Below are 11690 nucleotides of genomic sequence, written 5' to 3' on the forward strand. Positions count from 1 at the left end.
TCGGCGGAACCATGAGCTCGGCGGATCGCTATTGGATGGGCGCGACCCTTGTCTTCCCGGTGTTCTTCTGCGCCGTATTCGCGCTGTCTTTTGTCGTCGCAGCGCTGTTGACCGGGGTAGCCGGGCTCTCGGACGCGGTGGCTGTCCCCGCCGGGGCACTCGTCGGTGCGCTCGCGGTGGTTCCCACCGCCGCCGTTCTCGCCCGTCGGGGCGGTGCGCTCCGCGGAGCCGCGCTCGGCGTAGTCGTCGCGGGTGGGCTGAACCTGATCGTCGGGATAGCCGATGGCATCTGGTTCGGGTGAGGCGATGAGCGGATCGACATTCGGCCGGGTCGGATTCCTCGTCACGGCTGCCACATTCCCGGCCGCGACGCTGTATGCCCTCAGCTCGCACCACCCACCGGTTCCGGGGCCGATCTGGTTCGCCGTCGGCGTTGTCCTCTGGCTGGTCGCCCTCGCCATCCGCGGAATTCCTCGCCAAGTCGCCATCGGCATGCTGGTCGGGGCCACCGGACTACTGATTCGACAACTGCTCTACCCGTCGATTCTCGTGCTGGCCTTCGCGATTCCCGCTGCCGTAGTCTGCGCGGTTGTGAGCGCAGTGCGGCGCGGCCGACGTGGTCGGCGGGCGGAGGAAACCGGGGCATCGACGGCTGGCTAGCGTGATCCGGCCCGCCGCCGTCCACGAGGTCCGAAAGTCAGTCGCTCGCCGAAACGAAGGCGGCTGCTGCTGGGTAGCGGGATATCTCTTGGCCCGCGGCTGCTTCTTCGGTGTCGGCCAGGAGTTCGTAGATGGTTGCTGCTCGGCCGTGGGTGCCCACAGCTACCACCAGGATCGCTTCGCGGGATTCGACGGCGTCTCGGTGGTCGCCGAGGACGGATTGCAGGCGTTTGGCGCGGGTGCCGAGGTCGGCGGCGTCGGGGCCGAGGACGGTGGTCGCGGCCTCGCAGGAATACCGTAAACGCTTGGCGCCCTTGCGGATGTCGTGGAGCAGTTCCACGCGATCGGCGGGGGTGGCGGTGGGTTCGGCGAAGACCAGCTTGCGCAGGCGTTTGCGGTCGCGGCGCAGGACTCGGCCGAAGACATCGGTCGCGTTGTCGCGGGCGAGTTCCGGGGCGAGTGGGGGATCGGTGCGCCAGGTTTTCAGGACTTTGCGCAGGCGGCGGTAGCGCTTGTCATCGAGTGCGCTCAGCACCTCCGCGTGGGCATCGGTGTAGGCCTTGCGGGACGCGCCGACCAGGGAATCGGTGACCTCGGTCGGGACCGTGTCGTAGCCCGACAGCAGGTCGGTGAACCGTTCGGCGCGGACCTCGGCGTCGCGGGCCACGCCCAGCAGGTCGGCCAGCCACTTCAGCTCAGCTTCGGTGGCGGCGGACTCGTCGGCGTCGAACAGCGTGCGGTAGGAGCGCAGGACGCTGCGCAGCCTGCGCGTGGCCACCCGCATCTGGTGCACCGAATCGTAGGCATCGGCGCGAACGTCGGGCTCGGCGGCGAAAAGCCGGTCGATGTCCTCGCGTAGTGCCGCGACGACGGCTTTTCCGGCCTCGATCGCCATGGTGTCAGCCTCGCTTTCCGAACGTGTCGGTCGACTCCACCAGGTGGTGGGTGATGCCGGGCTCGTGCGCGGTGTGTCCGGCGTCCTCGACGATGTGCAGGGTCGAGGACGGCCACGCATTGTGCAGATCCCATGCGCTCACCGCGGGGCACACGATGTCGTGGCGGCCCTGCACGATCACGCCGGGGATGTCGGCGATCCGATCTATGTCTGCCAGCAACTGTCCCTCGTCCAGGAATCCGCCGTGGCGAAAGTAGTGGTTTTCGATCCGGGCGAAGGCGAGGGCGAAGCGTGCCTCGGCGGTTTCGGCGACCCGATCCGGTTGCGGGAGCAGCGAACTCGTCGCACCTTCCCACGTCGACCAGGCGACCGCGGCATCGAGTGCGACCTGCGGATCGGGGGAGTGCAGCAGCCGGTGATACACCTCGACGAGGTCGTCATCGCGTTCCCCGGCGGGCACCGGCGCCAGGAATTTCGCCCACTCGGCAGGGTAGACAGTGCCCGCGGCACCGTTGTAGTACCAGTCGATTTCCTTGCGCCGCAACAAGAAGATGCCACGCAACACCAGTTCGGTCACCCGCTCCGGGTGCGCCTGCGCATAAGCCAGGCCCAGGGTCGACCCCCAGGAACCGCCGAACACCTGCCAGCGCTCGAGCCCGAGATGCGCGCGCAGCGACTCCATGTCGGCGATCAGGTTCGGCGTGGTGTTGGTGTCCAGCGGTGCCCCATCGGCGATGTGCGGCATGGACTTTCCGCAGCCGCGCTGATCGAACAGCACGATCTTGTACACCGCCGGGTCGAAGAAGCGCCGCTGTAGTGGCCCGGTGCCACCGCCGGGCCCGCCGTGGACGAACACCACCGGCTTGCCGTCGGGATTGCCGCTGACCTCCCAGTACACCGACTGGCCGTCGCCGACGTCGAGCAGTCCCTGCTCGAACGGTTCGATCTCGGGGTAGAGGGTGCGCATCAGAACGCCAATCCCGCTGCGAGGGAGGGCAATTCGAGGGCGGTGAGCGCCTCGGTCCGTACCTCGGGGCAGCTGTCGGTGGTCACCCGGTCGATCATCGCCTTGTCGGCGAGCACGTGCCCGTTGATGCCACCGTTGCGAAAGCCCCAATCGTGCACCATGGCGTTGAGCGAGATCCGCCCGAGCGTCGGCCCCTGCACCCGGAAGTTCGACAGCTCGGGCCGGATCATGTCGCACAGCTGCGCCGCGGAGGAGGGGCTGATCGTCAGAGTCCCGGCCGGAGCGGTGGTAGTCGCAGCGGCCGAGGTGCTGGTGCCCGCGCTCCCGGTCGAAGCCGGCGGCGCGCCTCCACACGCGGTCAGCCCCGCGACGGTGAGTACACCCGCCGTGATCAGCACAGAACGAGAAATCCAACGGCGTTGCGGCATCGGTACCTCTGCTAGTCGAAGACTGTCATCTTCGAGTCTGCCATCAGCCGCGGACATGCACCTTTCGCACGCAACGGCCGCCCCCTCGCGGGAGCGGCCGCACGGGTCGATCTCAGAAGCTGTGTTCGGGGCCGGGGAAGGTGCCCTGGCGGACTTCGGCGGCGTAAGTGGCCGCGGCGGTGCGCAGCTCGTCACCGACGTTGCCGAAGCGCTTGACGAACTTGGCGGTCTTGCCGCTGGTGTAGCCGGCCATGTCCTGCCAGACCAGCACCTGGGCGTCGCAGTCGGCACCGGCGCCGATGCCGATGGTGGGGATGGTCAGCTTGCGGGTGACCTGGCCCGCGATCTCGGCGGGGACCATTTCCATGACCACCGAGAAGGCACCGGCTTCCTGCACGGCGATCGCGTCGGTGACCAGCTGCTCGGCACCGTCGCCACGGCCCTGGACCCGGAAACCGCCGAGGGTGTTCACGCTCTGCGGAGTGAACCCGATGTGGGCCATCACAGGGATGCCCGCGGAGGTGATCAGCGCGATCTGCTCGGCGACCCGTTCGCCGCCCTCGAGCTTCACCGCGTGCGCTCCGCCCTCCTTCATGAAGCGGATGGCGGTCGCGAGGGCCTGCTGCGGCGAGGACTCGTAGGTCCCGAACGGCAGGTCGGCGACCACCAGCGCGTGCGGTGCGCCGCGGACGACACCGCGCACGAGCGGGATGAGCTCGTCGATGGTGATCGGCACGGTGGTGTCGTAGCCGTAGACGACATTGGCGGCGGAGTCGCCGACCAGGAGCACGGGGATACCGGCTTCCTCGAACAGTCGCGCGGACGAGTAGTCGTAGGCCGTCAGCATCGACCAGCGCTCGCCGTCGACCTTCATCTGCTGTAGATGCTGGACGCGGGTCTTGCGGCGTGGTTTGGCTTCGACGGGAGTGGCACCGTAGGCAGGACTCTGCTCATCGGATACGGACATCATCGTCCCTTTCGTCTGGTTCCTCGAGGCCCATACCGGGTCCCCGGGCTTTTCTGACCATCTCAGTGTGCCACCCGCGCCCGCGCGGGTTTAAGGCCCGGCGCCGGTGTGATCGGTCACATCGTCGAGTCGGCTACCGTGATGCGAGCCCGTTCGGGCGCATCGTGTGCGCCGCAGGGCGCGGAAAGGTGGGCCAACTGTGCAGCGAGGCCGGCTCGTCGTGCTCCTCGGCGCTGTCTCTGCGTTGATCGTCAGCTGCGGCATCGGCGAGGAGAGCGCACCGCGCGCCGAACTACCCCCGCCACCGCCGGGCCTGAACACCTTCTACGACCAGCAGATCAGCTGGGGTTCGTGCGAGGGCTACGGCAGCCCGGAGGACCGGCTGCCGCCCAAAACCGAGTGCGCGCGGATCACCGTGCCGATCGATTACGCGCGCCCGGACGGCCCGACCGCCCAGATCGCGCTCTCGCGGATCCCGGCCACCGGCGAGAAGGTCGGCTCGCTGCTGATGAACCCGGGTGGACCCGGCGTCTCCGGCCTGTCGATGATCACCGTCGGCAACCGCACCGAACTGGCGGAGAAGTTCGATCGGGTCGGGTTCGATCCGCGCGGTGTCGGCTCGTCGCTGCCCGCGATCGTCTGCCTGACCCCGCAGCAGGCCGACGCCGAACGCGCCGAGCCGCCCACCGACAACACCCCGGCCGGCATCGCCGAGGCCGAGGCCGAAAACCGCGAATACGCCGACAGCTGCGCCGAGCGCTCGGGTGTCGACCTGCTCGGACATGTCGGCACTCGCGAGGTGATCCAGGATATGGATGTCATGCGGGCAGTCCTGGGTGACGCGAAGCTGAGCTATCTCGGCTACTCCTACGGCACCCGCCTCGGCTCGGCCTACGCGGAGAAATATCCGCAGAACGTGCGCGCTCTCGTCCTCGACGGAGCCGTCGACTCCTCGCAGGACCCGGTCCAGGAGTCGTTGCGCCAAGCAGCGGGCTTCCAAGGCGTGTTCAACGCCTACGCCACCGACTGCGCGAAGAACGCCGACTGCCCGCTCGGCACCGACCCCGCTCAGGCCGTGACCCGGTTCCGCGAGCTGGTAAGCCCACTCGAGCAGACCCCGGCCGCGACCGCCGACCCGCGCGGCCTCAGCTACAACGACGCGATCACCGGCGTCCAGCAGGCCCTCTACAGCGACGACCTGTGGCAGATCCTCACCCAGGGCCTGTCCGAATTGCGCGGCGGAAACGGCGACACCCTGCTGCAACTGGCCGATATGTACGACGGCCGCCGCCAGGACGGCACCTACGCCAACACCCAGGACGCCTTCAACGCGATCCGCTGCGTCGACGATCCCCGCATCACCGATCCCGCGGTGACCGGCCGTCAGGACACCGAATACCGCAAGGCCGCCCCGTTCCTCGATGACGGCAGGGGCACCGGCGCCGCCCCGCTGGAACTGTGCGCCGCCTGGCCGGTGCCCAACACCAGCACCCCGCATCGTGTCTCGGCTCCCGGGCTGCCGCCCACCGTCGTCGTCTCCACCACCGACGACCCGGCCACGCCGTATCAGGCGGGTGTCGACCTGGCCGCGCAGCTGGGCGCCGACCTGATCACCTTCCGTGGCAATCGGCACACCGCCGCTCTCGTCGCGGGCGATCAGTGCCTCGACGCCGCGGTGATCAACTACCTCGTCGATCTCGCCACGCCCGCTCCAGGTCTCACATGCTGAGAGCCACATTCGGCTCACCGCGCCCCGTCGTGGCCGGTGAGATGTGCGAACGATGTGACGCGATCGCAAACCCGTCTGCGTATGTAACACGGATTTAACGCCGGGTGCTTACGCTCGCCGGTATGGATCGCCAGAAGGAATTCGTGCTGCGGACGCTCGAAGAGCGGGATATCCGTTTCGTCCGTCTCTGGTTCACTGATGTGCTGGGCTACCTCAAGTCCGTGGCCATCGCTCCCGCCGAGCTCGAAGGCGCTTTCGAGGAGGGCATCGGCTTCGACGGCTCGGCCATCGAAGGCTTCGCGCGCGTGTCCGAAGCGGACATGGTCGCCCGGCCCGATCCGTCGACTTTCCAGGTGCTGCCCTGGGCCAGTTCCAAGGGCCACCAGCACTCGGCGCGGATGTTCTGCGACATCACCATGCCCGACGGTTCGCCGTCCTGGGCCGACCCGCGCCACGTGCTGCGCCGTCAGCTGAACAAGGCCGCCGACGCGGGCTTCAGCTGCTACGTGCACCCCGAAATCGAGTTCTTCCTGCTGAAGAACCAGCTCAAGGACGGCTACGAGCCGACCCCGGCCGACAACGGCGGCTTCTTCGACCAGGCCGTGCACGATTCGGCACCGAACTTCCGCCGCCACGCCATCGACTCGCTCGAATCGATGGGCATCTCGGTCGAGTTCAGCCACCACGAGGGCGCTCCCGGCCAGCAGGAGATCGACCTGCGCTACGCCGACGCGCTCTCGATGGCCGACAACGTGATGACCTTCCGCTACCTGATCAAAGAGGTCGCGATCGACGAGGGCGTGCGCGCGACGTTCATGCCCAAGCCGTTCTCCCAGTACCCCGGCTCGGCCATGCACACCCACATGAGCCTGTTCGAGGGCGAGAACAACGCGTTCGCCGATCCCGACGATCCGAACAACCTCTCTGGCACCGCGCGCTCGTTCATCGCGGGCATCCTCGAGCACGCCCCCGAGATCAGCGCGATCACCAACCAGTGGGTCAACTCCTACAAGCGCCTGATCCACGGCGGCGAAGCGCCGACCGCGGCGTCCTGGGGCCGGTCCAACCGGTCGGCGCTGGTGCGTGTGCCGATGTACACCCCGAACAAGTCGTCCTCGCGGCGCGTCGAGATCCGCAGCCCTGACTCGGCCTGCAACCCGTACCTGACCTTCGCGGTGCTGCTGGCCGCCGGTCTGCGCGGCATCGAGAAGGGCTACGACCTGCCGCCCGAGGCCGAAGACGACGTGTGGTCGCTGACCGACGCCGAGCGCCGCGCCATGGGCTTCCGCACCCTTCCCGGCACCCTCGACGAGGCCCTGCAGGCGATGGAGCGCTCGGAGCTGGTCGCCGAAACCCTCGGCGAACACGTCTTCGACTTCTTCCTGCGCAACAAGCGCCGCGAATGGGCCGACTACCGCTCGCAGGTCACCCCGTGGGAGCTCAAGGAATACCTGAGCTTGTGAGGTGACACAGTCGGTGGCCGACCCTGTAACTTGGGGCTATGGTCCGGCCACCGACTGCCCGCTCCGCTGTACCCGGCGTCGGCCGGCTCGGTTTGCTCGAACCGACGGCGGCGGCTTCGCTGCGCGAGCTCGGCTGGGACAACGTCGACGGGGTGCCCGTGCTCTGGGCACTGTCGCGTTCGCCCGATGCCGACCTCGCCTTGTCCACCCTCGTGCGGCTGCGCGAATCTCTCGAAGACGAATGGCCGGAACTGGATTCGGCGATCCGTTCCGACACCACCTTGCGCGGCAGGCTGTTCGGCTTGCTGGGGTCGTCGACGGCGTTCGGCGACCATCTCGTCGCTGTCCCTGCCTCGTGGAAAGTGCTGCGCCGGAACGAACTCCCCGGTCGTGACGAGCTGATCGCCGATCTGCTCGACGCCGTCGACGCGGCACCGGAGACCGGACCCGGCGCGGGGTCGATGCTGTTCCGTGCCGGTATCGCCGGTCCGGAGGCGGTCGCGTTGCTGCGCAGCAGGTATCGCGATCAGCTGATGCTGCTTGCCGCGGTCGATCTCGCCTCCACGGTCGAGAACGAACCGGTCCCGCCGTATCTGGTGGTCGGCAAGCATCTGTCGGATCTGGCCGATGCCGCGCTCACCGCGGCGCTGTCGGTCGCGGTGGCCAGGGTGTGCAAGAACGGCCAGGTGCCGGTGCGCCTCGCGGTGATCGCGATGGGCAAATGTGGTGCGCGGGAACTGAATTACGTCAGCGACGTCGACGTGGTGTTCGTCGCCGAACCCGCCGACGCGACCGCGACCCGGCTGGCCGCGGAGATGATGAGTGTCGCCGGCTCGGCCTTCTTCGAGGTCGACGCCGCACTGCGTCCCGAGGGTAAGGCGGGCGCCCTGGTGCGCACCCTCGACTCGCACCTCGCCTACTACAAGCGGTGGGCGCGCACCTGGGAGTTCCAGGCACTGTTGAAGAACCGGCCGATGACCGGCGATCTGGAGCTCGGACGGCAGTATCGCGACGCGCTGATGCCGATGGTCTGGACCGCGTCGGAACGCCCCGATTTCGTGGCCGACGTCCAGGCCATGCGCCGCCGGGTCGAGGATCTGGTCCCCGCCGACCTGCGCGAGCGCGAACTCAAGCTCGGTGCGGGCAGCCTGCGCGATGTCGAATTCGCGGTGCAGCTCTTGCAATTGGTGCACGGCCGGGTCGACGAGGCGCTACATGTCACCAACACCGTCGAGGCGCTGGCCGCCCTGGCCGCGCGCGGCTATGTCGGCCGCGAGGACGCCGCCAACCTCACCGCCTCCTACGAATTCCTGCGCCTGCTCGAACACCGCCTGCAATTGCAGCGGCTCAAGCGCACCCACACCCTGCCCGCCGCCGACGACGAGGAGGGCATGCGCTGGCTGGCCCGCGCCGCCCACATTCGTCCCGACGGCCGCCAGGACGCGGTGGGCGTGCTCGACACCGACATCCGCCGCAATGCCGTGCGGGTGCGGCGCCTGCACGCGAAACTGTTCTACCGCCCGCTGCTGGACGCGGTGGCCCGGATGGACTCCGACGCGCTGCGCCTGAGCCCCGACGCCGCCGTCCGCCAGCTCGCCGCCCTCGGCTACGGCGCACCGGCCAATGCGCTCGGCCACCTCAAAGCACTCACCGGCGGCGTCTCGCGCAAGGGCCGCATCCAGGCACTGCTGCTGCCGACGCTGCTCGAATGGCTCGGTGACACACCGAATCCCGACGCGGGCCTGCTCGCGTACCGGCGGGTGTCGGAGGGTCTCGACGACCAGATCTGGTTCCTGCGCGAACTGCGTGACGAGGGCGCGATCGCCCAGCGACTGATGATCGTGCTCGGCTCCTCGGAGTACCTGCCCGACCTGCTGATCAACGCGCCCGACACCATCCGCATGTACGCCGACGGCCCCGGTGGCCCGCAGCTGCTCAGCACCAACCCCGAAGACGTCGCCCGCGGCATGCAGACCGCGGCAGCCCGCTACGACGACCCGAAACGTGCTGTCGCGGCGGCACGTTCACTGCGCCGCCACGAACTCGCCCGGGTCGCCTCGGCCGATGTACTCGGCATGCTCGACGTCCCGCAGGTGTGCGCGGCGCTGTCGTCGGTCTGGGTCGCGGTGCTCGAGGCGGCACTGTGCGCGGTCATCCGCGCCTCGGAGGCCGAACGCGGTGGACCGGCGCCCGCTGACTTCGCGGTGATCGGCATGGGCAGGCTCGGCGGGATGGAACTGGGCTACGGCTCCGACGCCGACGTGCTGTTCGTCTGCGATCCGCGCCCCGGCGAGGACGAGGCCACCGCCGTGAAGTGGGCCAACGGGATCGCCGAGAAAGTCCAGCGACTGCTCGGCGCGCCGAGTGTCGACCCGCCGTTGCAGGTGGACGCGGGTCTGCGCCCCGAGGGCCGTAACGGGCCCCTGGTTCGCACGCTGGCCGCCTATCAGGCCTACTACGCGCAATGGGCCCAGCCGTGGGAGGTGCAGGCGCTGCTGCGCGCACACCAGGTGGCGGGCGATCAGGATCTCGGCGTGCGCTTCCTGCACGTCATCGACCCGATCCGCTACCCGACCGGTGGGGTCTCGGAGGAATCGGTCCGCGAGATCCGCCGGATCAAGGCCCGCGTCGACTCCGAACGCCTCCCGCGCGGCGCCAACCCGTCCACCCACACCAAACTGGGTCGCGGCGGTCTGGCCGATATCGAATGGACCGTGCAGCTGCTGCAGTTGCGCCACGCGCACGAGGTCCCCGCGCTGCACAACACCTCGACCCTGCAGTCGCTCGACGTGATCGAGGCCGAAGGCATCCTCGAACCCGAGGACGTGGCGCTGCTGCGTGAATCGTGGATCGCCGCCACCGCCGCCCGCAACGCCCTGGTTCTGGTCAAGGGGAAACCGACCGACCAGCTCCCCGGACCGGGGAAACTGCTGTCGGCGGTCGCCCGGGTAGCGGGCTGGCCCAACGACGACGGCAGCGAGTTCCTCGACACCTACATGCGCGTCACCCGGCGCGCGAAGGCGGTCGTCGAGCGCGTGTTCGGGGGATAGTCCGGACATGAAAAAGCCCCGCACCACTGGTGCGGGGCTTTTTCAGTTCACGCCGAAATCAGATGGCGCGGACGTCCTGGGCCTGCGGGCCCTTCTGGCCCTGGCCGACCTCGAACTCCACCCGCTGTCCCTCTTCGAGGGACTTGAAGCCCGAGCCGCCGATAGCCGAGTAGTGAACGAAGACGTCGGGGCCGCCTCCGTCTTGGGCGATGAAGCCGAAGCCCTTTTCGCCGTTGAACCACTTGACGGTGCCTTGAGTCATGTTTTAAAAGTCTTTTCCGTAGGTGAGCCATGGCGATCACTTGCGATCAGCCCAGTCTCAGCAACCCAGTATGCCATACTCGCCAGCAAACCGCGCCTAGCAGTTTGTCGCACCGCTGTCTGGGCGGAGTTTGGCGTGGGAAACCGGCGTGTCGTCTCGGTCGGCAATCCCATCTGTGCTCCCTTTTCACATCGCGTCGCGGACTGTGTCACTGTGAGCGGTATGGGTGAGATGAACGAGGGGCGCGGCGGGCACGTCGACCTGGCCATGCGAGTCCTCGACGCGCATGTGGCGTTCACCAAGCAGCAGTTGCGCGAGCCCGCCGGGTTCCTCGAATTCGTCACCGAGGAGGTCGACGGCGCGCTCGACGAGGCCGCGGTGCTGACCCTCGCCGAAGCGGTCACCCGCGAGCAGATCAAGGCGGTCGCGCACAAGTTCGCCGTGCAGGTTCCGGTCGAAGGGGCGATTCCCGAACTCGTCGGTGAGATCGCCACGCGTCTGTACAACCATCGCGCCAACGACGAGATCGAGGTGGGCGAGCTCGTCGACAACCGCCGCTTCGACGAGCTGGTCGACGCCGTCGCCGATCTGGACCTCACCCACCGTCTGGTGCGGCTGGTGCTCAACAGCCCGGTGACCGTCGACGCGTGTGTCGAGGCGGTCCAGCGCGCGGTGGTCACCGCGGTCGACGACGGCTTGCACCCCGACGGGGGAGGGCTGGCCCGGACGTTGCGCGGTGCGCTGTCGCGGTTGGCCGAATCCGCGATGCCCGTGATCGAGAGCGGTGTCGGCAGGCTCACCCGCACCGGCGCGCGATTCGTGTTGCGCGGCAACAGCAGTGACGCCGACGAGGTACTGCTCGACAGCGCCCGCGAGACCTGGCGCAAACACACCGGCGACACGGTCGGCTCATTCCGTGATCTGGTCTCGGCCAACGATGTCGAAGACATCGTCGTGCTCGTCTTCGAATTCTGGCGCACCTTCCGCGATACCGACTACTTCCATGCCCTGCTCGACGAGGGCGTCGACCACGTCTTCGACAAATACGGCGACACCCCCCTTGCCGAATTGCTGGCTGAGCTGGGCGTTGGGCGCGCGGACATGATCGAAGAGGCGCTGCGTTTCGGCCCGCCGGTCCTCGAAACACTCGACGAGCGTGGTTATCTCGACACCGTGCTACGCCGCAGGCTGGCTCCGTTCTATGCCTCGGACGCCTTCCGGGCCGCTGTGTCCGGGATGGGGTAAGCACACCAGTTCCGTTCGGCCGCT

11 protein-coding genes are annotated in these 11690 nt (G+C 68.2%); 6 read left to right on the forward strand and 5 right to left on the reverse strand.

What is annotated here, in order from left to right:
- Positions 1–11: 11 nt before the first annotated feature.
- On the forward strand, positions 12–302 hold the full coding sequence (locus tag ACFWPK_RS24075) for a hypothetical protein (protein ID WP_378919290.1): 291 nt from the start codon (positions 12–14) through the stop codon (positions 300–302).
- A complete protein-coding gene (locus ACFWPK_RS24080) occupies positions 283–660 on the forward strand; it encodes a hypothetical protein (RefSeq protein WP_378919292.1) in 378 nt (125 codons plus the stop codon). Before ACFWPK_RS24075 ends, ACFWPK_RS24080 begins: the two co-directional genes overlap by 20 nt.
- Before the next feature lie 37 nt (positions 661–697).
- Here ACFWPK_RS24080 and ACFWPK_RS24085 read toward each other — a convergent pair whose 3' ends face one another.
- From ACFWPK_RS24085 to panB, 4 genes are all read right to left on the reverse strand, one after another.
- Complete coding sequence (locus tag ACFWPK_RS24085) at positions 698–1555, reverse strand: CHAD domain-containing protein (protein ID WP_378919294.1); 858 nt, start codon at positions 1553–1555, stop codon at positions 698–700.
- 4 nt (positions 1556–1559) lie between these two features.
- Positions 1560–2522 carry a prolyl aminopeptidase gene (pip, locus tag ACFWPK_RS24090; RefSeq protein WP_378919296.1) on the reverse strand — a complete coding sequence of 321 codons (963 nt, stop codon included), beginning with the start codon at positions 2520–2522 and terminating at the stop codon, positions 1560–1562.
- Positions 2522–2920 carry a hypothetical protein gene (locus tag ACFWPK_RS24095; protein WP_378919298.1) on the reverse strand — a complete coding sequence of 133 codons (399 nt, stop codon included), beginning with the start codon at positions 2918–2920 and terminating at the stop codon, positions 2522–2524. Before ACFWPK_RS24095 ends, pip begins: the two co-directional genes overlap by 1 nt.
- Before the next feature lie 142 nt (positions 2921–3062).
- Positions 3063–3917, reverse strand: coding sequence for a 3-methyl-2-oxobutanoate hydroxymethyltransferase (gene panB / locus ACFWPK_RS24100; protein ID WP_378919299.1), 855 nt, complete (start codon positions 3915–3917; stop codon positions 3063–3065).
- A gap of 199 nt (positions 3918–4116) precedes the next feature.
- On the opposite strand from panB, the gene ACFWPK_RS24105 reads away from it, so the two are divergent.
- The 3 genes from ACFWPK_RS24105 (at position 4117) to ACFWPK_RS24115 (ending at position 10159) form a co-directional block, all read left to right on the forward strand.
- On the forward strand, positions 4117–5646 hold the full coding sequence (locus ACFWPK_RS24105) for an alpha/beta hydrolase (protein WP_378919301.1): 1530 nt from the start codon (positions 4117–4119) through the stop codon (positions 5644–5646).
- 122 nt (positions 5647–5768) lie between these two features.
- Positions 5769–7109 (forward strand): type I glutamate--ammonia ligase, encoded by a 1341-nt coding sequence (gene glnA, locus ACFWPK_RS24110; protein WP_378919303.1) that lies wholly within the window; start codon positions 5769–5771, stop codon positions 7107–7109.
- Positions 7110–7147: 38 nt separating this feature from the next.
- Positions 7148–10159, forward strand: a complete 3012-nt coding sequence (locus ACFWPK_RS24115) for a bifunctional [glutamine synthetase] adenylyltransferase/[glutamine synthetase]-adenylyl-L-tyrosine phosphorylase (RefSeq protein ID WP_378919305.1) — start codon at positions 7148–7150, stop codon at positions 10157–10159.
- 58 nt (positions 10160–10217) lie between these two features.
- Here ACFWPK_RS24115 and ACFWPK_RS24120 read toward each other — a convergent pair whose 3' ends face one another.
- Positions 10218–10421 carry a cold-shock protein gene (locus ACFWPK_RS24120; protein ID WP_056821080.1) on the reverse strand — a complete coding sequence of 68 codons (204 nt, stop codon included), beginning with the start codon at positions 10419–10421 and terminating at the stop codon, positions 10218–10220.
- A 222-nt stretch (positions 10422–10643) separates the two neighbouring features.
- Here ACFWPK_RS24120 and ACFWPK_RS24125 point away from each other — a divergent pair, with 222 nt between their 5' ends.
- The gene (locus ACFWPK_RS24125) at positions 10644–11666 is read left to right on the forward strand and encodes a hypothetical protein (RefSeq protein ID WP_378919307.1); all 1023 of its coding nucleotides are present in this window, start codon (positions 10644–10646) and stop codon (positions 11664–11666) included.
- Positions 11667–11690 lie beyond the last annotated feature (24 nt).

The organism is Nocardia sp. NPDC058519, assembly GCF_042719755.1.
Lineage (GTDB): Bacteria > Actinomycetota > Actinomycetes > Mycobacteriales > Mycobacteriaceae > Nocardia.